Here is a 21947-nt window from a genome sequence, read left to right on the forward strand (position 1 = left end):
GACCTTCCTGGACCAGCACGGGATCCCCCGGTCAAAGTCCTGGCGCACCCTCGGCACCTGACCTCAACCATCCAAGATCCCCGACAGAGTCAAGCAAAGGGCAGGTCCCGCGGAGCGCGCCGCGGGACGACGGTCCGTCCCGTCCCGTCCCGGCACCGCCCCGGCCCGGACCTTAGGCCAGAAGCGGCCGGTCACGGGCGGGCGGGAATACCGCGTCCGGGTATCCGGCTGGGATCAGCATGAGCACTCTTGGACTGATCGGCAGTGGACACATCGGCAGCACCCTCGCGAGGCTCGGCGTCGCCGCCGGGCTGGATGTGGTCCTCAGCAACTCACGCGGGCCGGAGACCCTGGCCGAACTGGTGGCGGAGCTGGGACCGCGGGCGCGGGCCGCGACGCCCGCCGAGGCGGCGGTGGCCGGGGACTGGGTCGTGGTGACCGTCCCGCTGAAGAACTACCGCCAGGTGCCGGTGGCGCCGCTGGCGGGGAAGGTCGTTCTCGACACGAACAACTACTACCCCGAGCGCGACGGGCGGATCGCCGAGCTGGACGCGGAGGAGTCCACCACCAGCGAACTTCTCCAACGGCATCTGCCGGACGCCCACGTCGTCAAGGCGTTCAACAACATCTTCTTCAAGCATCTGGCCGCACTCGCCCGGCCCACGGGCGCGGCCGATCGCACGGCCCTCCCGATCGCCGGTGACGACCCCGAGGCGAAGGCATCCGCGACCCGGCTGCTCGACCTCCTCGGATTCGACGCCCTCGACGTGGGGACCCTCGCCGACAGCTGGCGCTTCCAGCGCGACACACCGGCGTATGTCCTTCCGTACGCGCAGAACCCGCAAGGTCTCGGCATCACCGCCGACGACCCGGGCAAGAGCGCGGACGCCGCGACGCTGCGCACGGCGCTGGCCGCCGCCACCCGGGGCTGACCCCGGCGAGCCGGCCGGGGTTCGCTACGGCCGCGCGTCCGGCAGCCGTATGACCGCCGTCCCGCCGTCCAGATCCACCGTGGTCCGGTGCGGCGGGGCGCCGTCCTCCTCGTCGTCCCTGAGCAGCAGCGCCAACTGCCGCTCCTTCAGTTCGTTCTGCTTGCCCGGCGAGAAACTCGCGTGCAGCTGCTCGAACCCGGTGGCAGAGATCTGCCCCTGCCGCGCGCTGTTGCGCCACGGCAGCATGCCCGCCCGCCCCGCGCGCAGCAGCAGCTGATCGGCGAAGGCCACCACGGTCAGCACGATGACCAGGCCGGGGAGCGTCATGAACACCACTGTCTCCATCGCTCCAGTGTGCGGGTACACGAACTCTCCGGGAACCAGCCGGGTGCGACGGCCGACTACTGACACGAAAGCGAGTACCAGCGCTCATGTCAGGGGCCGTTGAGGCTCCGGAGGAGGACAGCCGGTTTGCAGTGGTACGAGGACGACTCCCTCTGGTCCGACTTCGCGCCCACGATGTTCTCTCCCGGCCGCGCCGAGCAGGCCGCCGAAATCGTGGCGAGTTCCCCGCTCCTCGACTTCCCGCCCGGCTCCCGGGTGCTCGACCTGTGCTGTGGTCCCGGGCTGTTCCTGGTACCACTGGCGCGGCGCGGCTACACCGTCACGGGTGTCGATCTCAGTCCGTCCATGCTGGAAGGTGCGCGGGCCGCCTGTGCGGAGGCCGGCGCGGATGTCCGGCTGGTGCGGGCCGACATGCTCGACCAGGTGGAACCGGGCTCCTTCGATGTCGTGCTGAACGTCTTCACCTCCTTCGGCTACTTCGACGATCCCGACGACAATCTGCGGGTCCTGCGCAACGCCCACGCGTCCCTCGCCCCCGGCGGCCGGCTCGTGGTGGATGTGATGGGCAAGGAGGTGCTGGCCGGCTGGATCGGGCGGCCCCAGGCCGTGGATCTGCCCGACGGCTCCTATGTGGTGCAGCGTGATGTGGTGCTCGACAGCTGGCGCCGGCTGCGCACCGACTGGACGCTGGTACGGGGTACTTCGGCGCGTACGGCATCCCTCACCTCCTTTCTCTACAGCGCCGCCGAACTGCACGACCTCTTCGTGGCGGCCGGGTTCACGGATGTCGAGTGCTTCGGGGGCTTCGACGGCGGCGTCTACGACCAGCATTCCCGCCGGCTGATCGTCAGGGGGGTACGGAAGTGACGGACGTACGCGTACACGAGCATGTCACCGACGCGATGAAGGCCCCGGACCTGATCCGGCTGAGCCCCAATGTGGTGCTCGCGCGCTTCGAGACGATGAAGGTCTACGCGGCGCTCGGTGCGGTCCGTACGCTGCTGCGGCGCGGCCGTATCGTGCCCGGACAGACGCTCATCGACAGTTCGAGCGGTATCTACGCGCTGGCGCTCGCGATGGCCTGCCACCGGTACGGGCTGCGGTGTCACATCGTGGCGTCCACCACGGTCGACGCGGTGATGCGGGCGCAGCTGGAGGTGCTGGGCGCGACGGTCGACCAGATGCCCCCGTCGGAGAGTCTGCGGCTCGATCAGGAACGGCGGGTGCGGCACGTACGGGAACTGCTGGCCCGCAGGCCGGACTTCCACTGGATGCGGCAGTACCACGACGCGGTGCACTACGCGGGCTACCGGGAGTTCGCCGAGCTGGTCACGGCGGCGCTGCCGGACCGTTCGCTGACCGTCGTCGGCGCCGTCGGCACCGGCGCCTCCACCGGCGGTCTGGTCCGGGCGCTGCGGGAGCCGGGGCACGGCCCCGGCCGGGCGGTGCGGCTGGTGGGCATCCAGCCGTTCGGGAGTGTGACGTTCGGCAGCGAGCGCTTCAGCGATCCGGAGGCGATCATCGCGGGGATCGGCAGCTCGATCCCGTTCGGCAATGTCCGGCACGAGCTGTACGACACGGTGCACTGGGTGGACTTCCGGCACGCCATGGCCGGCGCGGTGGGTCTGCTGCGCGAACACGCCGTCTTCGCCGGGCTGTCGACGGGCGCCGCGCATCTGGTCGCGTCGTGGGAGGCGGAGGCCGATCCCGGACGGCAGCATCTCGTCATCGGCGCGGACACCGGACACCGGTATGCGGAGCGGGTGTTCGCCCGGCACGCCGAGGCCCTGGATCTGCGCACGCTGCGACCGCGCAGGATCCACGCGCTGGACGACCTCGGTCCGCCGTGGTCCGTGATGGAGTGGGCGCGTCGCCCGCACAAGGAGCCCGTGGTGGCGGAAGTCGGTTCGGAAGGGGAGGCGTTGTGACCATCGCCGCGCTGGAGTCGCTGTCGTTCGGACTGGCCCGGATGGCCGCCGCGGCCGCCGGGGCCGGGCACCGGCTGACCCTGCTCACCCGCGACCGGTCGGTGTACCGGCACGAGCTGGACACACTGCCGGCCGACGCGCCGCTCTCCGTCGTCGATGTCGACACCTTCGACCCGGCCGAGATCCGGCGGGTGCTTGCCGCCCTGCCCGGACTGGCCGGTCTCCTCAACACCACGGACACGTGGAGTGTGCCCGCCGCCGGTCTCGCGGCCGAGTTCGGCCTGCCGGGGCCCGACCCCGAGGCGGTACGGCTGCTGCGCGACAAGTCACGGGTGCGCGCACTGCTGCACCGCCACGGGCTGAGCAGGAGCCCCGCCGTGCCGGTGGCGCCGGATCCGGACAGCGCGGGCGAGGTGCTCCGTACGCTCGCGCCGCCGCTCGTCCTCAAGGACTCGGCGGGCACCTCCTCGCGTAACGTCTGGGTGATCAGGGACGAGGAGGAGCTGCGCGCCGCGCTCCGTGAGGCGTCCCAACAGGCGCTCGCCGGGGGGCTGTTCGCGGAGTCGTTCCTCGCCGGGCCGCTCTACAGCGCGGAGACACTGAGCTGGGCCGGGGAGACCCGGCTGCTGGGGGTGCTCAGCCGGCAGACCTCGCGGGACATCGCCGTACGGGAGGAGGCCGCGGCCTTTCCCGTCGCGCTGCCCCCGGCCGAGCGGGGTGAGATCGAGGCATGGGTGGGCCGTGTGCTGCGGACGGCGGGGCATGACGGCGGCTTCGCCCATGTGGAGTTCATCCTCACCGGCCAGGGGCCCGAACTGGTCGAGATCAACCGGAGGATCGGCGGCGCCCTGGTCGGGGAAGCGCTGTGCCGGTCCCTGGGGACGAATGTGTACGAGGCGATGATCGAGGCCGCGCTCGGGCGTCGTCCCCGGCTCATGGATGAGCCACTCGACCACTCCGGCGCCGCGTGCGGTTTCGTGCTCGTCTATCCGGACCGGCCGGGGACCCTCGCGGGCTGGCAGGGACTCGATGAGCTGGGTGCCTATCCGGGTGAGGTGCGCTGGTATCCGGTCAGGGCGCCGGGGGACGAGATTCACACCGTGGCCGACCAGCGCGGCTGCACCGGGATGGTGCTGGCCGAGGCGGCCACCGCCGAGCTGGCGCTGCACCGGGCCGCGAGCGCCGCGGCGCGGGTGCGCCCCGTCCTGGTGGCCGATGGCGGGCCGTGAGCGCGGGCCGACGCGCCGGGGTGCCGGCCCGAAGGGCGACAGCGGGGCCGGCACCACGCACGAACGAGCTGCCGGGAGACGGCGGTCCAGCGGTCCGCGGTCGTTCCTGCTGGTCTGCTCGTTCCTGATCACGCTGGGCAGCTTCGCCGTACTGCCGTATATGTCGGTGCTGCTGCACCAGCGGCTGGGGCTCGGAGTCGGCACGGTCGGGTTCGTACTCGCCGTCGCCTCACTGGTGCAGTTCTCCGGCGGGGTGGCGGGGGGCGCCCTGGCCCGGCGGATCGGGCTGCGCGCCACCATGCTGGTGGCGCTGGCCGTGCGTACGGCGGGCTTCGCCGCGTTCGTGCCGGGGCTCGGCAGTCCGTCGGCCGCGATCGGCGCACTGTTCCTGGTGTCGTGCGGGGCGGCGCTGTATCTCCCCGCGAACAAGGCGTATCTGGTGGATGGCGCGGCGGAGTCGGAGCGGCCCCGGCTGCTGTCCGCGAGCGGATCGGCGTTCAACGCGGGCATCGCACTGGGCCCGCCGGCCGCGGCGCCGTTCGTGCTGACCTCGCCGGGCGCCCTGTTCGCCGGTGTCACCGTGCTGTTCGCGGTGGTCGGGCTCGGGCACGCACTGCTGCCGGCCGCGTCCTTCGCGCCCGGCGCGAGCGATCGGCGTGCGGACGAGGATCACGCCGTGCGAGCGGGGAGTCCGGGCGGGGACGGACTGCCGTTCGTGGTGACCGTACTGAGCGTGTATGTCTTCATGTTCTTCCAGCACTATCTGGCGCTCTACGCCGTCCCCCGTACCTCGGCGTCGTTCTACGGCGGCGTGCTGATGGGGTACGCGTGTCTGCTGGTGGTCGCGCAGCCCCTGTTGTCGGAGTGGATCGCCGGGCTCTCCTACCGGCGTGCGATGGGGGTGGGCTTCGGCGCGATGGCCGCCGGGACAGCGGTCATCGGTGCCGGTGGCCGGACGGGGATCGGCGTGGGGGCCGCGCTGATCTGTCTGGGCGAGATCGTGCTCTTCCTCAAGAACGATCTGGAGGCGCTGGCCCGCTCGTCCGCCGTGCCCGCCGTGGTCTTCGGCCGGCAGCGGCTGGCGGCGGGGATCGGCGCGTTCGCCAGCGGGGTGGCGGGCGGTCAGTTGTACGGCGCGGCCGAAGAGGTGGGAACGGCGCGCGGCTTCTGGTTCGCGGTCTCGCTCCAGGCTCTGGTCCTGCCCGTGCTGCTGATCCCGCTGGCCGGTGCGGTGCGCCGCCGGTATGCCGGCTCCCGGCCGAAGAAGCACGCGACGGCCGACGGCGGTCCGCGCCGTACCTGAACCTGAGGACGGCGCGGACCGGACCGTCCGTTACCGGGACGCCGCGCGGACGGGCGGCAGCCCCGGGTCACGGTCCGCCAGCCATACGGCGGTGAGGTCGCGCCGCGCCCGCGCGACCCGTGAGCGCACCGTACCGACGGGGCAGCCCGCGGCGTCGGCGGCCTCCGCGTACGAGAGCCCCAGTACCTGGGTCAGTACGAACGCCTGCCGCCGCGCCGGGTCCAGCGCGCCCAGTGCGTCGAACACCGCGACGGCCTCGTCGAAGCCGGGCAGCTGGCGCGGCTGGGCACGCTCGGCGGCGCTCTGCCAGTCGGTGGTGTCGGCGAGCCGGGGCCGGGCGGCGGCGCCGCGGTAGCGGTCGATGACCACACACCGCGCTATCGACAACAGCCAGGTGCGCGCGCAGGAGCGGCCCGCGAACTTCGCCAGGCTGGTCAGGGCCCGCAGATAGGTCTCCTGGGCCAGATCGTCGGCGCCGGGCACGTCGGCGCTGAGATGCGCGACGAACCGGCGTACGTCGTCGTACGTCGCGTGGACGAACCGCTCGGCGGCCTCGCGGTCGCCGGTGCCCGCGGCCACCGCCCAGGCGGTGATCTGGAGATCGCGGTGGGCGGATCGGACGCCCGGTGAGCCGGCCTCCGGGGCGCGGGCCATGGTGGTGGGAGTGTGGGGAGGAGTGGCGGGGGCGGCGGGTCTCGTGCCGCGGGCAGGGGGATTCATCGGCGGAGCAGGCATCGCAGGTGGTCCTTCGTGTCCTCGCGGAGCCACGCCGGACGCGGTGTCCGCGCGGCTCCATCGGTGGCCGGTCCCCGCGGCGCCGCCGCCGGCGACCGGCATGCCTGTGAACAGGCACGCGTACGTGCCTGGAAGGGCCCTCGGCCGCGCGCGGCACAGCGCGGACGGACGGAGGGTCAGCGGAGGGACGGAAGGACCGGTGGACCCCGGCGGGTGATGCCCCGCAGGAGGACGAGCGGGCGCGGCCCGCGCCGCGGCCTGCCCGGGGTGCGGATCCGCGCACGCGGCGCGGTGAACCCGGTGCCGGTCAGCACCCGCCACGCGAGCAGCAGCGGTGCGGCGACGAACAGCGTGAGTGTGCGGCCCAGTTGGAGGACCGCCGACTCGCCGCGCCACAGCCACCAGCCGCACAGCAGCCCCGCGACGAAGTGCGCCGCCGCCATGCCCGAGGTCAGGGAATGGCCGTCGTAGGAAAGGACGAGTGCCAGGACATCCGGCGACGCCTCACTCATCCCGGAGTGGGCGTGCGCCATCGTCATACCGGAACGGCCCTCCCCCGGCGCGCCGATGGCGGGCGCCGTCCCGGCGGGCGGCGGAAGCCTATGGGTCCAGCTGAACAGCGCGTGCAGGGCCACCTGCCCGGCGGCGCTCGCCCCGGTAATGGCCAGAACCCCGCGCTCCCGCCCGGCCAGCCACCATCCCGCGCCGCCCGCCACGAGCAGGGCGAGGGCCAACGCGGGCCGGGGCAGCGGGGCTTCGGAGCGCAGGGCATGTCCGAGACCGGACACCGCTACGCACACGACCGCGAAGATCGCGGCGCGTGTGAGGCGGAATGCGGGCCCGGCTCCCATGGCCGACATCGTGTCACCCGGGGCCGAGCTTCGGAAAAGAGCTGCTGATCCGGATACGTCGACGGTTCGCCCGTTATAGAACGACACCGAGAGAGGTGATCCATGTCACATGGAGCCACCGGGAACTTTCCCGGCCCGACGGCCGACTGCTCCGGTATGAAGTCGTCCCCCGCGTCCGCCGCGTCCGAGCCGAGCGAGCCTGCAGAACCGGCCGAAGAGCCCGTCACCGCCCCGGGCCGACGGCCTCCCCGGCCCACACTCCGGTCCGACCTCAGGGCCTCGGTGCCCGACGGTCTGATCGCGCTGGTGGTGACCGCCGCCGTCTTCGCGCTGCTCTACGCCCGGATCCGGGCGAAGACGTCCTCGACCGTGTCCGTCATGCCCTTCATGGCGGACGCGGGGGGCTTCTGGATGTACTTCCTCAGCCAGGCGTTCGGCTGGTCGGCGCTGCTGTGGGCATGGGGCACCGTGATTCTCGGTCTGCTGCTCTCCGGGCCCCGCCCGAAGCGGCTGCCACTGTCGGGCCCCCGGCTGGAACGGCTGCACCGTACGACGAGCCTCAACACGATCGCGCTGATCGCGGCTCACGCCCTGCTGTTCGCCGCCGAGTTGGTACGGCACGACACAACACGGTGGAACTCCCGGCTGTGGACGGCCTTCATCGAGGCGTTCGTGCCGGGCGGCTACGACTCGGGCACGGGGCAGATCGCGATGCCGGTCGGCCAGGCCGCGCTCTATCTGGCGATCCCGCTGGGGCTGCTCTTCTACGTCAGACACCGCATCGGCCCCAAGACCTGGCGCGTACTGCACCGCTTCGTGATCGTCGTCTACGTCCTGAGTGTCTGGCACACCCTGCTGTACGGAACGAACGTCTGGTACGACGGGTGGTTCCGCGCCTCGGTCTGGCTGCTGCAACTGCCCATCGCGGCCCTGCTGCTCGTCCGGCTGCTGCGCCCGGCCCGCCGCTCCGAGCAGTTGTCACGCCCCGGCGCGGGAAGCGGAACCGGTGGCGCGGCCTGGCGGATCTGGTCCGGCTGGTCCCTGCGTCTCGTCGGACGCCTCGCCGTGGCGGGTGTCGTCGTCGCGATCCTGGCCATCGTCCTCAGCGGGAGGGACGGCGGTCGCAACATCCCTCCCGCCGATACGTCCTCCACCCACAATCACGACTGAGCCGGTCGGCAGCGGCTCCGCGTCGGGCCGTCCGGCGTCAGCCGGCCGCGCGGGAGAGCGTCTCGAACTCGTCGTCGGTCAGTTCGATGGTGGCGCCGATGGTGTTCTCCTCCAGATGCGACACCGAGGAAGTGCCCGGGATCGGGAGGATGACCGGCGAGCGCCGCAGCAGCCAGGCCAGGGCCAGCTGCGACGGAGCCGCACCGCGGTCGGCGGCGATCTTCGTCAGGGGGCTGTCCGGACCCGCGAGGGCGCCGGTGGCCAGCGGGAACCAGGGGATGAACGCCAGCCCCCGGTCCTGCGCGTACTCCAGTACGTCCTCGGCCGCGCGGTCGGCGAGATTGAAGCGGTTCTGCACGGACACGATCCGTGCGGTCTTCCCGGCTTCCTCCAGCTCCGCGATGGAGACCTCGCTCAGGCCGAGGTGGCGGATCTTGCCCTCGCTCTGCAATGCCACCAGCGCGCCGAGCTGCTCCGCGAGCGGCACCTTCGGGTCGATGCGGTGCAGTTGGAGCAGATCGATACGCTCCACGCCGAGATGACGCAGGCTCAGTTCGACCTGCTGGCGAAGATATTCCGGACGCCCCACCGGTACCCACTCGTTGGGGCCGGTGCGGGTGAATCCCGCCTTCGTGGCGATCACCAGATCGTCGGGGTACGGGTGCAGCGCCTTCCTGAGCAGCAGATCCGCCGTGAAGGGGCCGTACGCGTCGGCCGTGTCGATGAAGTTGATGCCCAGCTCGACGGCGCGGCGCAGGACCCGCACGGCCTCCGCCGGATCCTCCGGGTCTCCCCAGACGCCGGGACCGGTCAGCTGCATGGTGCCGTAGCCGAGCCGGGTGACGGACAGATCGCCGCCGAGGAGAAACGTGCCGGACGCGCGAGCAGGCTGCTGGGTGACGGTCATGATCAGCTCCTGAGTGAACTACACGTTTAGTTACACTGGGGTCAACGCGAGGAGCCGACGGGATTGTTCCCATGGCCCACCATCAGCGGAGCCCCGTCTTCCGCTCCCATTCTCCACCGTACGCAACCGTCGCGCCCGCGCGGAACCGTCGCGCCCTCCCGCGACGTTCCCCGGACAGCGTCATCACCAGGCTGACGTGACCCGACCCCGAGCCGGAGGGACGGTACCGATGAGCGAGTTGGTTCCCGGCGGAAACATGCCCCTGCCGGACACGGAGCTGTGGTTCCGGGTCCCGGGCCCCTTCGATCTCTCCGTGCTGATCACCGGCGACAGCGGGAAGGTCGCCGGTGACGGCGACTTCGTCTTCTACAACCAGCCGGCGGCCCCCGGTGCCCGGCTGCTCGCCGACGGTATCGGCCTGGACCCCCGGCGGCTGCGGGCGGGCGCGAGCCGGGTCACCGTCGTGGTCAGCCCGGCCGACCCCGGCACCCCCCTCGGCCGGCTGCCCGTCCCGGCGCTGACGGTCACCGGGGCCGGCGCCCGCGTCCTGGCCCGGTTCACCCCCGCGCGCCCGACGCATGAGACGGTGCTGCTGCTGGCGGAGATCTACCGGCGCGGCGCCGTGTGGAAGCTCCGCGCGCTCGGCCAGGGGTACGTGGACGGACTGGCCGGAATCGCCCGAGACTTCGGCGTCGAGGTCGCGGAGGAGGCGCCCGGCCCCGTACCGCCGTCACCCGTCGGGGCCGCGGCGCCGACCGCACCCGCGACGGCCGTCACCCCTCAAGCCCGGCTTCACCCACCTGGGAGTCGGTTTCGCAGGCGGCGGACCGGCCGGGACGTACTGGACGCAGCTCTTCGGCCAGACGTGACGCCAGATGACCGGACAGCTCTGCCCGCCAGGATCCTGGGCCGGTCAGCCGGATCGCACCGCGGTCACGGTGAAGGTGTCACCGCAGACGACCGGCGTCGAAGTACGCAGCGTCATGGCGTCCTTGGAGCCGGGCGGATAGATCTTGAGGAGGCTGGGCGCGGCCCAGCAGGAGGAACCCTTGATGCCCTTGTTCAAGGTGTGCAGAGTGACGTCCGCGGTGCCGCCGGGAGCGAGGGTCACGGCGGGCAACTGCTCGCCCTCGCGGGTGGCCGGCCTGCCTATGGTGGCGCCGTCGCCCGCGAGCAGGGAGACACCGGGGAAGCCACGCAGCACGCACGCGCCCGCCCCCTTGTTGACGAGCCGCAGGTCGTAGCGGATATTGCCCGCTCCCGCGTCCGGGGCGCTCAGACTCAGCCCCAGTTGGTCCGCCGTACACCGCGACGACGTGGCGGCCGCCTGACCGGCACCGCTGGTCCGCGCCGGGGGCTCCGACCGGACCGGAGCCGTGGCCGAGGGCGGCGCGCCTGACGCGCCGGAGGCCCCGTCCCCGCCGCTCTCCGCGGAGGAGGAAGCGGACGGGGTCAGGGAGGCGGATCCGCCCGAACCGTCGGGGGCGGACGCCGCGGAGCCGCCCGAACCGCCACCGCCCGCGCACGCCGCGGTCGCGACGGCCAGCAGCGTCACGGACGCCGCCAGGGCCACCCTCCGCCACGCCCGCCCGGCCCGTGCCTGGCGCGACCTGCCCGCTGTCCGGTCCGCGACCGGGCCCGGGACCCGGCCCCGGCCCTGGCCCGGCTCCTGGCCCTGTTCCTGGGATGACGTCCTGAAGGTCTGGAAGTGATCGGACACTCTGCCCACCTGCCCATCGCGTCGTACGTATACCCGTCGTACGTATACCCGGAAAAGCGAGGAGCGCTCGTACCCGGCGGCCGGGCACCGGATCCGCGCCCGGTCCGGCAGGGCGGAACCGGGGTGACGGTGTGAGACTTCAGAGGAGGAGGTGATCGCCGATGGCGACCGGATCCCCCTGTACGCCGCGATCTTCGACGCCATGGGCCACAATCTGGCCTCGGGACTGACCACCACCGTGGCCATGGCGGGCTGCCGCAACGCCCGCCGCGCGGGCGCCGACCTGCCCGAGCTCGTCGACACCATCGACCAGGCGCTCGGCCAGTGGCTGCCGGACCAGTACTGCACCGGCATCATCACCCAGCTGGATCTGGCGGCGGGGGTCTTCCGCTGGTGCAACTGCGGCCATCCACCGCCTCTGCTCATCCGAGGTCAGCGGGTGCTCGACTCCGCGCTGGAGCGTCCCGCGCAGCCTCCGATGGGGCTGCCCGCACAGTTCTCCACGGCCCCCCGCACGGCCCACGGGGTGCTGCTCGAACCCGGTGACCGGGTGCTGCTGTACACGGACGGCGTGACGGAGGCGCGGATCGAGGGCGGTGACCAGCTCGGGCTCCGCCGCTTCACCGACTCCATCATCCGGGGCGCGGCGGCCGGTGAGCTGGCCCCGAGGCGCTGCGCCGGATCATCCACTCGATCCTCGACCACCAGAAGGATCAACTGCGCGACGACGCCACGCTCCTGCTGATCGAGTGGCGGGCACCCCGTCCGTGACGACGGCGGTGGTCGCCCCGGGCAGCCGCCGGGCGCGCGGTCCGGGGCGCGTTCTCCCCACGGGACCCGGGGGTACGAGCAGCAGACCGAGGGTGATCCAGACGTAGGCGTTCGCGCCGAGGAAGGCGGCCGGGCCCGACGAGTCCCAGCGCCAGAGCCAGACGACGCTGCTGCACAGGACGACATACAGCGCGCCGCACGCCGCCAGCGGCCACCGGCGCGCGCCGGGGCTCCGGCTCAGCGCGGAGTCCGTCAGGATGAGCAGGGCCGGTATCAGCCAGACCAGGTGATGCACCCAGGTGACAGGGCTGACCAGGCAGGCGGCGAGGCCGGTCAGGGCGAACCCGGTCCGGTCGTCGCCGTCGCGGACGGCCGCGCGTGCGCGGTACGCCCAGACGGCGAGGACGGCCACGACGCACACCAGCCACACCAGCCGGCTCGGATGATCGGGCTGGAGCCGGGCCAGGACACCTTGCAGCGACTGGTTGGAGACATAGCCGAGCGCGCCGACCCGGTCGGTGTCCCACAGGGCGGAGGTCCAGAAGGCCCGGGAGGCGCCGGGATCGATCAGGGCGGCGAGCAGGGTGGCCGCGCCGGCCGTACCCGTCGCCACCCCGGCCTGCCGGCGGCGGCCGGTGATCAGCAGATAGCCGATGAACAGCGCGGGCGTGAGCTTGATCGCGGTGGCCAGCCCGATACCGATGCCCGCGTACCGGCCGCGCCCGGTGGCGAGGAGCCGCGCGTCGGCGAAGACGAGCGCGACGAGCAGCAGATTGACCTGGCCGAAGCTGAAGGTGTCACGGACCGGTTCGAACAGGGCGAACAGACACCCGGCCACGACGAACACGAACCACGGCCGCCCGTCGTCGTGCCGCGCCGCGCCGGGGCCCGTGTCCGCGCGTCGTGCGACCAGGCGTCGCACGGCCGGACCGGCCAGCCAGCGCAGCAGCAGCGCCGAGGCCACGGCGCTCAGCACGGCGCTGATGGCGATGGCCACGTGCCAGGAGACCAGCGCCATCGGCAGCATCACCACGGCGGCGAAGGGCGGGTAGGTGAAGCCGTACTGCGTGCCGGGGCGGAGGTAGTCGTAGATCCGGCCGTCGTGGTGGACCCAGTCGTTGACCGTGCCGTAGTAGACGCCGACGTCGAAGAAGCCCCGGTGCAGGGGAACGGTCGCCAGGAAGACCGCGGTGGCCACGACGAGGGCCGCCGCGATGGCCGGCCGTCGTCCGGTGGTCGTCAGCGCGTCGCGTACCCGTCTCATGACGCCACCCGCGTCCGGGAGTGGACCGTGCCGGGGTCGGACATCTCGAACATCCAGTACAGCGCGATCAGGGCGAACGCGCCGCCGCCCACGGCGAGGGTCAACTGCATGGCGTCCGGCGGGGATCCGCTGGGCAGCAGGCCCAGCGCGAGTACGCCGCTGCCGGCCGCGGCCCAGCGCCGTACCCGCCCGTGGGGCGCGGCGGCCGCGATCAGGAACAGCCCCCACAGCGCGTACCACGGCCGGAAGGCCGGACCGAGCGCGAAGACCGCGAGCAGACTCAGCGCCAGCGCGTAGACCGGTCCCAGCGGCACCCGGCGCAGCCAGAGCACCACCACGGCGGCCGCGGTCGCCAACAGGCCGAACAGCCGCCATGCCGGTACGGCCCGGTCGGCGAGTCCGCTGCCCACGGCGTCCAGCAGTGTGCCGCTGAGCCGGCCCAGTGCGCTGGTCAGCGACCAGTTGTCGGGCGATACGGGGGTGGAGAGCGTGCCGAGCCAGCCATAGCCGGTGCCGGTCGCGGCCGTGACCAGGGCGGTGGTGGCCAGGGCGACGGCGCAGGTCAGCGCGGCGGCTCTGACCGTACGTGCCCGGCCGGTGAGCCGGCCCGCCCACAACGCCGCCACCGCGAGCAGCCCCAGCGCCGCGGGTGCCTTCACCAGCGCCGCGAGCGCGACGATGACCGCGGCTCCGACCGGCCGGCCAGCGAGGGCCGCCACGAGTCCGGCGCCGAGCAGGCCCAGCATGAGGGCGTCGTTGTGGGCCCCCGAGACGAGATGCAGCAGTACGAGGGGGTTGAGCGCGCCGAGCCAGAGGGCGGCGGAACGCTCGACGCCGCAGCGGTCGGCGAGCAGCGGCAGAAAGACGATCATCAGCGCGACACCGAGCAGCGCGACCAGCCGCATACCGAACACCCCGGCGGACATGTCGACATGGGCGAGATCCGACGCCCTGGCGGCGAGGGCGAGAAAGACCGGGCCGTACGGGGCGGGGGTGTGCTGCCATACGGGCGCGACCTCGGTGGCGAGCGGGCCGCCCAGCTGCGCGGGCCCGTGGGTGTACACATCGATCCGCGCGTCGACCATGGCTCCCTGCGCGAGATAGCTGTACACGTCCCGGCTGAACAGGGGCGGTCCGATCAGCAGGGGCGCCGCCCAGATCGCGAGCGTCACCAGCAGTTCCCGGGGTGCGGGAGGGCGGGGGCGGCGGACCGCGCGGCCGAGCCACCACCAGGCGGCGATCAGCAGGACGAGCCCGAAGTACGCGCAGAGCACGCCCAGGGCGGCCCGGCCCGAGGAGGGCAGCAGCGCGTCGCGTACCGGCAGCGCGCCCGCGGTCAGCCCGCCGACGGTGAGCGCGACGGATCCCGCGAGCCCCAGCGTCCGGCATCGGTTCGGGTCCACATCAGCGTTCAGGGCGAGCATCTGTGGAGGCTCGCAGGAGGGGGTGGCCGGGAGACGACGTGATCACTACGGTTACGTGGCAGGCGTATAGCCGCCGTCTTAAGCCGGAACGGGCCCCGGCGGAGTGCCGGGGCCCGTCCGGTGGCCGCCGCGTGGCGGTCCTCGGGTGGCAGATCAGCAGCTCACGGCGTCAGCGCACGCGCCGTGCGTCGAACTGGCCCACCCAGTACTTCGTACGGTCGAGATAGACGGTCTCCGCCTCGGTCCCGGTCTTCCCGTACGCACCGGAGAAGGTCTGATAGCCGAAACCGGCGGGCGGGTTGGCGGCGGCGGGCTCGATCGAACTGCCCTCGTGCCACTCGTTGAAGGAGGTGACGGAGACCCAGGTGGGCGATCCGCCGATGGCCGGGTCGAGCGCGTTGTTCCACTCCTTGTCATAGGTGGCGCCGTTGTCCCGGCCGAGCGTGGGGGTCGTGTTGCCCGGCACCGCGCGGTCGTCGATATATCCGGGTGCCACCGAGGGCGCCCAGATCAGACCGTTGGCCTTGGCGTAGTCACCGGCCTGCTTCCAGCCGGGGGCCGTGGCGCCCGCGATGCCGTCGTAGGTGTAGAGCCCCGAGAAGTGCGCGATCTTGGAGGTGTCGGTGGTCTGCGCCAGGACCGTGTTGTTCTGGGTGACCTGGTCCAGGGCGGCCCAGTCCGTGATCTTCAGGCTCTCGAAGATGTAGAACGCCGGGCGGTTGTTGTGTTCGGCGTCGCGATAGTAGGCGGGGTGGCTGCCGTAGGTGGAGTTGAGGTACTGGATGTCGGAGACGACGGAGGCCGCGGTGCGTCCCGCGTACGGCTCGATGTGCCAGGCCACCTTGACGCCCTGCTGCTGGGCCGCGTCCAGCACGCCCTTGGCCAGGGTGTCCTCGTAACCGCCCCTCCCCCACCAGCTGTAGACGATGACACCGGCGCCCGACTGCTTGACCCACCGCATGTGCTGGGCGACGGCTCCGGCGAAGTCACCGGAGTCGTACGCCCCCAGCTTCGGGTAGAGGTCGGCGCCGACGTCCTGCGGTGGGGTGCGGCCGCCCTGCTGCCAGTGGCGGTAGCTGCCGTTCTTCACCGGGCTGCCGTACCACGGGTAGTAGAAGAGATGCACATTCGACGACAGGGCGGCGGTCACCGCCTGCTTCTCCAGGGTGAAGGTGTCGATGTCGAAGAGGGAGCCGGCCCCGCCGGTGAAGGTGAGGAAGAGCGGTCCGGTCGGGGTGCCGGTCAGCGCGGTGGAGACGGTACGGAAGTTCTCCCAGCCGCCGGTGTTCGGTACGGCCAGTGAACCGAGCACTGGTCCGGTGGCTGATCCGGAGCGGACCTGGATGGTGCCGCCGGAACCGCCCGAGGAGACCTTGGCGGTGAAGGTCCTGGTCCCGGCGAGCGAGGTCTGGGAGTAGCCGGCCCAGTCGCCGTTCTCGATATAGCCGAGGGTCCTGCCGCCGCTGGCGGCGGCGTGGTCGGCGGGCTGCACCCCGGAGGACGAGGTGTACGACTCGCCCTCGAAGGCCGACGGAGGCGCGCCGGTCCCGCCGAGCTCCTTGATCCGGATGTTGCGGAAGGACACGTCGTCGCCGGTGCCGTGGTTCTGGATGCCGATATGGCCCTGCGCCAGCGACCGGGCGGGGTCGGTGTTGGTGAAGTCATTGATCTTCACACCGTTGAGGAAGACCTGGAGCCGCTCCCCCTCCACCCGGATCTCGTATCCGTTCCACTCCCCCGGCGGGTTGAGCGCGCCGTCCCGGGCGGCGATGTCGGCCGATTTGAAGCCGTAGACCGCGCCGGTGGTCCGGTCGGCGCTGTCGGTGGCGTCGATCTGGATCTCGTACCCCTGGTTCACCGCCGAGTTGGGGTCGTCGGAGGCGGGGAAGCCCACGAAGACACCGGAGTTGTCGTCTCCCTGCATCTTCCAGTCGAGCTTGAGGGAGTACCCGTTGTACTCCTTCGCGCGGTACCAGAACAGCCCCATCCCGCCCTGCGACGTGAGGGTGGCGTCGGTGTTGGTGAAGCTGCCGGGTCCGGCCTGCGACCAGCCGGTGGTCGAGCCGTTGTAGACCGGGGTGTAGCCGCTCTCCGGCCGGCAGTCGGCCTTGGCGAAGCCCGCCGCGTACCGGATTCCGCCGAGGAGCAGGGAGCGGAAGGCGGGGTCCGCGTACGACTCGGCGGTGTGGCCGAGGCCGGTGTAGAACGACCGGCCGCTGCCCTGGGGGTGGCACCACGTGATGGGGTGATCGCCGCTCATCTCCCCGCCGCTGTAGCTGCTTTCGTCGAGACTCTGCAGCACGCGCACGTTGGAACGCGGATTGGTCCGGTAGTTGTACCACTCGTCGGTCCTGGACCAGGTCTGGCCGAGGTGGGCGGTGGCCGCGTGGGCGCGGTCCTCGGTCTTCAGCGTGGCCTGCTGGATCGCCGGGTGGCTCTTGAACCAGGCGCCGACGAGCTGTTCGTACTGGGGCCAGTCGTACTCGGTGTCGGCCGCCGCGTGGATACCGAAGTAGCCGCCGCCTCCGTCGACATACGCCTGGAGGGCGGACTGCTGGGTGGCGTTGAGTACGTCGCCGGTGGTGGAGAGGAACACCACCGCCTTGAAGCCGGCCAGATTGGCCGGGGTGAAGGCCGCGCTGTCCTCGGTGGCCGTGACCGTGAAGTTGTTGGCCGCGCCGATGTCACGGATGGCCTGGGTACCGGGCCCGATGGAGTCGTGGCGGAAGCCCGCCGTCTTGGAGAAGACGAGAACCTTGTACGCGGGGTCGGCGGCCTGCGCGGTCATGGCCGGTGTCAGGAACGCCCCGATGAGGGCGAGGGCGGTCACGAGGGCCGAGGCGAGCGCCGTCGGTATCCGGCGCCGTCGTGCGGCGGGTCGGTGTGGGGGCTGATGCGTCATCACGATCCCTTTCCCGCGCTTCACTTGGTGAGGGTGAGGGTGTCGATGTCGAACAGGGAACCCGCGCCGCCGGTGAAGGAGAGGAACAGCGGTCCGGAGGCGGCGGTGCCCGTCACGGCGGTGGAGACGGTGGTGAAGGTCTCCCAGCCGCCGGTGGGCTGAACGGCGACGGAGCCGAGCAGGGCGCCGGTCGCCGATCCCGAGCGGATCTGGATGGTGCCGCCCGCGCCGGCCGAGGAGACCTTCGCGCTGAAGGTCTTGGCCCCGGCCGTGGGTACGGACGCGTACCCCGCCCAGTCACCGTTCTCGATATGGCCGAGCGTCTTGCCGCCGCTGGCCGGGGCGTGGTCGGCGATCTGGACGCCCTGGGATGTGCTGTACGACTCCCCCTCCACCGTCTGGCTGGTGGCACCGCTGCCGGTGGCGAAGGTGAAGGCGTCCACGTCGAAGAGGTTGCCCTGTCCCGTGGGCCCCTTGAAGACGAGGAACAACTCCGTTGTCCCGGCGGGTGCGTTGGCCAGATTGGCGGAGACGTCGGTGAAGGTCTCCCAGCCGCCGGTCACCGGTACGGTCACCGTGCCGAGCAGGGTGCCGGTGGCCGATCCGGCGCGTACCTCGATCGTACCGCCGGTGCCGCCGGAGGAGACCCGGGCCGTGATCCTGTTGGCGTTGCCCACCGCGTAGGGCTTGAAGGAGATCCAGTCGCCGTTGTCGGTGAAGCCGACCGTGCTGCCGCCCTCGGCGGGGCCGTGAGCGGCCACCTCGATGCCGGACTGGGCCGTGAAGTGCTCGGCCTGCCGGTGGCGGGGCTGGAGGATGCGGATGCTGTGCGTGGTCAGTCCGGCGCCGTCGGTGTACTCGGCGTCGAAGACACCGTAGAGATTGGCGGCGCTGTCGTGCTCACCGTCGGTCGGCACGGCGATCGTACCGGTGCAGCCGTTCTTCGAGGTGATCGCGTGACGGTGCTCGTCATGGCCCAGGAGATAGGTGACCTTCACCTTGGCACAGTCGATGGCCCCGTCCTCGGGGTCGCTGACGGTGACCGAGAAGGGCACGGTGTCGCCGAAGGAGAACAGCTCACCGTCCTTGGGGGCGGTGAGGTTGACGGTCGGCGCCGAGTTGCCCGCCGTCACCACCAGGCTCGCGGTGCCGGTGAGCCCCTGCGGGTCCCTGACCGTCAGGGTCGGCCGGAAGGTGCCCGCGGTGGTGTAGGTGTGCGAGGGGTTGGCCGCGGTGGACGTGGTGCCGTCACCGAAGTTCCAGGAGTAGGTCAGAGCCTGGCCCTCGGGGTCGGAGCTGCCCGCCGAGGAGAACGCGACAGTGAGCGGGGTCGGTCCCGAGGTCTTGTCAGCCGCCGCGGCGGCGACCGGGTTGCGGTTGCTGCCGCCGACGTACTCGACCCGGTACAGGGCCTGGTTGTTGGCGCCGGTGCCGTAGTCGAGCACGTAGAGCGCGCCGTCCGGGCCGAATGCCTGGTCCATGACCTGGGTGCCGGTCCAGGGGAAGGCCTCGATGACACCGGGGGCGCCGTCGGCCTTCACCTCGATGGCCTTGATCCACTTCCGGCCGTACTCACCGGCGAAGAAGCGGCCGTCGAGGGACTGCGGGAACTTCACATTCGAGTTCAGGTTCGCGTCGTAGCGGTAGACCGGTCCGCCCATGGGCGATTCGGAGCCGCCGCCGAACTCGGGCGGGGAGCCGGCGTCGCCGCCGTACCTGATCCAGCTCGGCTTGGCCGCGGGCAGCGTGGCCTGACCGGTGTTGCGGAAGGAGTTGTTGGCCGGGCCGCCGGTGCAGTTGTACTTCGCTCCGGTGGGACCGCTCGGGAAGGTGTACTCACCGTAGGTCTCGGCGGCGGTGTTCGTGCCGGTGCAGTACGGCCAGCCGTAGTTGCCGGGGGCGGTGATGCGGTTGAACTCGACCTGACCGCTCGGTCCGCGCCCGCCGCCGTCGGTGCCCCCGGCGTCGGGTCCGTAGTCGCCGAGGTAGACGATGCCGGTGGCCTTGTCGACCGACATCCGGAACGGGTTGCGGAAGCCCATCGCGTAGATCTCGGGGCGGGTCTGCGCCGTACCGGGGGCGAAGAGGTTCCCGGCCGGGACGGTGTAGCCGCCGGCGGCCGTCGGCTTGATCCTGAGGACCTTGCCGCGCAGGTCGTTGGTGTTGCCGGAGGAGCGCTGGGCGTCGAACTGCGGGTTGCGGTCCGTCCGTTCGTCGATCGGCGCGTAGCCGCTCGACTCGAACGGGTTGGTGTCGTCACCGGTGGTCAGATAGAGGTTCCCGGCGGCGTCGAAGTCGATGTCCCCGCCGACATGGCAGCACTGGCCGCGGTCGTTGGGTACTTCGAGGACGACCTTCTCACTGGCCATGTCGAGGGTGCCGTCGGTCTTCAGGGTGAACCGGGAGAGATTGAGATGGCCCTTCCACGGTTCGAAGGAGGCCGCGGAGCCGGTGACCGGGGCGTCGCCGCCCGGGGTGTTCAGCTTGGGTGAGTAGTACAGGTAGAGATATCGGTTGGAGGCGAAGCCGGGGTCGGCGGCTATGCCCTGGAGCCCTTCCTCGTCATGGGTGTAGACGTCGAGCTTCCCGGCCGTCTTGGTGTTGCCGGCGGCGTCGGTGAAACGCACTGTGCCGTCGCGGGCGGTATGCACGACCGCGCGGTCCGGCAGCACCGCGAGCGACATCGCCTCGCCCAACTCGGCCGACCCGAGTGCCAGTTGTACCTGCTGGTAGTCGCCCGGCGGAATGGCCGCGGGGGCGGCCGGCGCGGCGGGCGCCACGGCGGCGGAGTCGGGTGCGGGGGCGCCGGTCGCGGGGCCGGTGACGACACCGCCCGCGACGACCAGCGCGAGAACGGTGAGCCATCTCGACAATGTCCGCCTCCGTTTCGGCGGCCCTGACAGTCCTGACGGTCCAGACATGGAGCTTCCTTCCTGACCTGGTGGGGGGCGTGAGGCGGCTTGCGGGCACGCGAAACCACGCTGCCGTCTCACTGCGGGACGAAGGCTGCGACCACGAGTGATGTCCCGTCACCCGAGGTGCAGTGGAACCGTGTTGGCGGAGCGTTCCGATGCGGCATCAACGTATTGCGAAAACTCGCGAGAGTTTTGCACTCTGGCAACGGCGCCATAATTTGTCAAGGCCGTGTCAAAATTCCGGTCGCACCCCTCGGTGCCCGTTCGGGCACGCCCCCGGGGCGCCCTCGTCGGGGCACGGCGCGAAGTGGCTGATCCACTCATCCTTTGGGAGGAAGCACCTGGTGTCCCCGCTCCGCCTGGCCTCCGGACATCGCCGCCTGGGCTTGTATGAGATGAATGGACCACATCACGTTTCTTGTGACAGTGGTGATCTTGACCGCCCTGGCGTTCGACTTCACCAACGGATTCCATGACACCGCGAACGCGATGGCGACATCGATCGCCACGGGAGCGCTACGTCCCAAGGTCGCCGTGCTGATCAGCGGTGTACTGAATCTCGCGGGCGCGTTCCTCTCCACCGAGGTCGCCAGAACGATCTCCGGCGGCATCGTGAACGACGCCCTGGTCACGCCGGGCATGGTCTTCGCCGGGCTGATCGGTGCCATCCTGTGGAATCTGACGACCTGGCTGCTCGGACTGCCCTCCAGTTCCTCGCACGCGCTGTTCGGGGGCCTGATCGGCGCCGTGTGGGTGGGCGCGGGGCAGCACGGCGTACATTTCGACCAGGTGATCGAGAAGATCATTCTTCCGGCGATCGCCTCACCGCTGGTGGCCGGGCTCACCGCGCTGACTGCCACCTATCTCGCCTACCGGCTGACCGTCCGGGGCCGGGGCGCCTCGGTCGACCGGGGATTCCGGCTGGGGCAGGTCGTCTCCGCCTCGCTGGTCTCCCTGGCGCACGGCACCAATGACGCCCAGAAGACCATGGGCGTCATCACCCTCACCCTGATCTCGGCGGGCGCGCTGGCGCCGCACTCGGGACCGCCGGTCTGGGTCATCGGCTCGGCCGGGCTGTGCATCGCCCTCGGTACCTATATCGGCGGCTGGCGGATCATCAGAACCATGGGCCGGGGCCTCACCGATATCCGCGCTCCCCAGGGGTTCGCCGCCGAGTCGTCCGCCACGACCGTGATCCTCACCTCCGCCCATCTGGGCTTCGCCCTCTCCACCACCCAGGTCTGCTCCGGCGCCATCCTCGGCGCGGGGCTGGGCCGCAAGCTGGCGGAGGTCCGCTGGGGAATCGCCGGGCGGATGCTCATCGCCTGGTGCGTCACCCTGCCCGCCGCGGCGGCCGTCGGCGCGCTCGCCGCCGTGATGGTCGTCTACGGCGGAACCATCGGCACGATCGTCATCGCCCTGACCGCCCTCGCCGTGGCCACCTTCATCGTGATCGTCTCCCGGCGGCATCCCGTCACACCGGGCAACGTCAATGACGAGCGCACCGTCACCGTCCGCTCGGGAACCGCCAAGGCGAACGCCTGAAGGGAG

At 71.4% G+C, this 21947-nt stretch carries 16 protein-coding genes and 2 pseudogenes; 9 read left to right on the top strand and 9 right to left on the bottom strand.

Going from position 1 to position 21947, the window contains the following annotated elements; genetic code table 11:
• Positions 1–239 precede the first annotated feature (239 nt).
• Positions 240–932 carry an NADPH-dependent F420 reductase gene (locus ACIRQP_RS25675; protein WP_403893493.1) on the top strand — a complete coding sequence of 231 codons (693 nt, stop codon included), beginning with the start codon at positions 240–242 and terminating at the stop codon, positions 930–932.
• Positions 933–956: 24 nt separating this feature from the next.
• Here ACIRQP_RS25675 and ACIRQP_RS25680 read toward each other — a convergent pair whose 3' ends face one another.
• A complete protein-coding gene (locus tag ACIRQP_RS25680; RefSeq protein WP_403893494.1) occupies positions 957–1277 on the bottom strand; it encodes a DUF6191 domain-containing protein in 321 nt (106 codons plus the stop codon).
• Positions 1278–1403: 126 nt separating this feature from the next.
• On the opposite strand from ACIRQP_RS25680, the gene ACIRQP_RS25685 reads away from it, so the two are divergent.
• Genes ACIRQP_RS25685 through ACIRQP_RS25700 form a run of 4 tightly spaced genes read left to right on the top strand, consistent with a single transcriptional unit; the run spans position 1404 to position 5737 of the window.
• Entirely contained in the window at positions 1404–2144 is a 741-nt protein-coding gene (locus ACIRQP_RS25685; RefSeq protein WP_403893495.1) for a class I SAM-dependent methyltransferase, read from the top strand.
• A 35-nt stretch (positions 2145–2179) separates the two neighbouring features.
• Positions 2180–3205, top strand: a complete 1026-nt coding sequence (locus tag ACIRQP_RS25690) for a pyridoxal-phosphate dependent enzyme (RefSeq protein ID WP_403893617.1) — start codon at positions 2180–2182, stop codon at positions 3203–3205.
• The gene (locus ACIRQP_RS25695) at positions 3202–4434 is read left to right on the top strand and encodes an ATP-grasp domain-containing protein (RefSeq protein ID WP_403893496.1); all 1233 of its coding nucleotides are present in this window, start codon (positions 3202–3204) and stop codon (positions 4432–4434) included. The genes ACIRQP_RS25690 and ACIRQP_RS25695 overlap by 4 nt, the downstream gene beginning before the upstream one ends.
• Positions 4421–5737 carry an MFS transporter gene (locus ACIRQP_RS25700; RefSeq protein ID WP_403893497.1) on the top strand — a complete coding sequence of 439 codons (1317 nt, stop codon included), beginning with the start codon at positions 4421–4423 and terminating at the stop codon, positions 5735–5737. Before ACIRQP_RS25695 ends, ACIRQP_RS25700 begins: the two co-directional genes overlap by 14 nt.
• Before the next feature lie 30 nt (positions 5738–5767).
• Here ACIRQP_RS25700 and ACIRQP_RS25705 read toward each other — a convergent pair whose 3' ends face one another.
• Together ACIRQP_RS25705 and ACIRQP_RS25710 are read right to left on the bottom strand one after the other, a co-directional pair.
• The gene (locus ACIRQP_RS25705; protein ID WP_403893498.1) at positions 5768–6391 is read right to left on the bottom strand and encodes a sigma-70 family RNA polymerase sigma factor; all 624 of its coding nucleotides are present in this window, start codon (positions 6389–6391) and stop codon (positions 5768–5770) included.
• Positions 6392–6648: 257 nt separating this feature from the next.
• Positions 6649–7323 (bottom strand): hypothetical protein, encoded by a 675-nt coding sequence (locus tag ACIRQP_RS25710; protein WP_403893499.1) that lies wholly within the window; start codon positions 7321–7323, stop codon positions 6649–6651.
• A gap of 156 nt (positions 7324–7479) precedes the next feature.
• Here ACIRQP_RS25710 and ACIRQP_RS25715 point away from each other — a divergent pair, with 156 nt between their 5' ends.
• Complete coding sequence (locus tag ACIRQP_RS25715; RefSeq protein ID WP_403893618.1) at positions 7480–8493, top strand: ferric reductase-like transmembrane domain-containing protein; 1014 nt, start codon at positions 7480–7482, stop codon at positions 8491–8493.
• A gap of 37 nt (positions 8494–8530) precedes the next feature.
• Here ACIRQP_RS25715 and ACIRQP_RS25720 read toward each other — a convergent pair whose 3' ends face one another.
• Entirely contained in the window at positions 8531–9400 is an 870-nt protein-coding gene (locus ACIRQP_RS25720) for an aldo/keto reductase (protein WP_403893500.1), read from the bottom strand.
• 229 nt (positions 9401–9629) lie between these two features.
• Here ACIRQP_RS25720 and ACIRQP_RS25725 point away from each other — a divergent pair.
• A pseudogene (locus ACIRQP_RS25725) lies at positions 9630–10163 on the top strand (TerD family protein); the annotation flags it as partial.
• Positions 10164–10313: 150 nt separating this feature from the next.
• Here the strand turns inward: ACIRQP_RS25725 and ACIRQP_RS25730 are convergent.
• A complete protein-coding gene (locus tag ACIRQP_RS25730; RefSeq protein WP_403893501.1) occupies positions 10314–11120 on the bottom strand; it encodes a DUF4232 domain-containing protein in 807 nt (268 codons plus the stop codon).
• A gap of 178 nt (positions 11121–11298) precedes the next feature.
• Between ACIRQP_RS25730 and ACIRQP_RS25735 the strand changes: the two are divergent.
• Positions 11299–11891 (top strand): annotated as a pseudogene (locus ACIRQP_RS25735) (PP2C family protein-serine/threonine phosphatase); the annotation flags it as partial.
• On the opposite strand, the gene ACIRQP_RS25740 reads toward ACIRQP_RS25735, so the two are convergent.
• From ACIRQP_RS25740 to ACIRQP_RS25755, 4 genes are all read right to left on the bottom strand, one after another.
• Positions 11803–13155, bottom strand: coding sequence for a glycosyltransferase 87 family protein (locus ACIRQP_RS25740; protein ID WP_403893502.1), 1353 nt, complete (start codon positions 13153–13155; stop codon positions 11803–11805). The pseudogene ACIRQP_RS25735 and the gene ACIRQP_RS25740 sit on opposite strands and share 89 nt — an antisense overlap.
• Positions 13152–14579 (bottom strand): polyprenol phosphomannose-dependent alpha 1,6 mannosyltransferase MptB, encoded by a 1428-nt coding sequence (mptB, locus tag ACIRQP_RS25745; RefSeq protein WP_403893503.1) that lies wholly within the window; start codon positions 14577–14579, stop codon positions 13152–13154. The genes ACIRQP_RS25740 and mptB overlap by 4 nt, the downstream gene beginning before the upstream one ends.
• Before the next feature lie 169 nt (positions 14580–14748).
• A complete protein-coding gene (locus tag ACIRQP_RS25750) occupies positions 14749–17481 on the bottom strand; it encodes a ThuA domain-containing protein (protein ID WP_403893504.1) in 2733 nt (910 codons plus the stop codon).
• A 20-nt stretch (positions 17482–17501) separates the two neighbouring features.
• Entirely contained in the window at positions 17502–20402 is a 2901-nt protein-coding gene (locus ACIRQP_RS25755; RefSeq protein WP_403893505.1) for a carbohydrate-binding protein, read from the bottom strand.
• 393 nt (positions 20403–20795) lie between these two features.
• Here ACIRQP_RS25755 and ACIRQP_RS25760 point away from each other — a divergent pair, with 393 nt between their 5' ends.
• Positions 20796–21941 (top strand): anion permease, encoded by a 1146-nt coding sequence (locus ACIRQP_RS25760; RefSeq protein WP_403893506.1) that lies wholly within the window; start codon positions 20796–20798, stop codon positions 21939–21941.
• Positions 21942–21947: the final 6 nt, after the last annotated feature.

The sequence above is a fragment of the Streptomyces sp. NPDC102274 genome (genome assembly GCF_044766385.1).
GTDB lineage: Bacteria > Actinomycetota > Actinomycetes > Streptomycetales > Streptomycetaceae > Streptomyces.